This window comes from Streptomyces sp. 8P21H-1 (assembly GCF_013302945.1).
Genome location: NZ_JABTYA010000303.1, coordinates 1 through 659, shown reverse-complemented (window position 1 = coordinate 659; position 659 = coordinate 1). Strand labels below are relative to the sequence as shown.

1 protein-coding gene is annotated in these 659 nt (G+C 76.3%); it reads left to right on the top strand.

Going from position 1 to position 659, the window contains the following annotated elements; all coding sequences use genetic code 11:
* Nucleotides 1-659 (top strand): polyketide synthase (locus tag HO151_RS06385; RefSeq protein ID WP_173895121.1); only part of this gene is annotated, 659 nt, incomplete at both ends.

Sequence of the window (659 nt, the reverse complement as noted above, 5' to 3'; positions counted from 1 at the left end):
CGCGACGCGGTCGCCGAACCCCCCGCCGACCGCGGCTGGAACCTGGACGCGCTCCACGCCGCCGGCGCCGGCGACGGTCCCGGCGGACCCGGCACCGGCAGTGCGGCGGCAGGCGGCTTCCTGTACGACGCGGGCCGCTTCGACGCGGACTTCTTCGGCATCTCGCCCCGCGAGGCCCTGGCCATGGACCCCCAGCAGCGGCTCCTCCTGGAGACCTCCTGGGAAGTCCTGGAACGCGCGGGCATCGATCCGCGCACCCTGCGCGACAGCCGCACCGGCGTCTTCGCGGGCGCCGCCCACCAGGGGTACGGCGGCAGCCTGGACGAGGTGCCCGAAGAACTCGAGAACCTCTTCGTCGCGGGCATCTCCACCAGCGTCCTGTCCGGCCGCATCGCCTACACCCTCGGCCTGCGGGGCCCGGCCGTGACCGTGGACACGGCCTGCTCGTCCTCGCTCGTCGCCGTCCACCTGGCCGCGCGGGCGCTGCGCGACGGCGAGTGCGCCCTCGCGCTCGCGGGCGGCGTCACCGTGATGGGGTCGCCGCTCACCTTCACGGGCTTCAGCGGCCGGCGCGGGCTCGCCCCCGACGGCCGCTGCAAGTCCTTCGCGGCGTCGGCCGACGGCTTCGGCCTGGCCGAGGGCGCCGGGCTGCTGCTCCT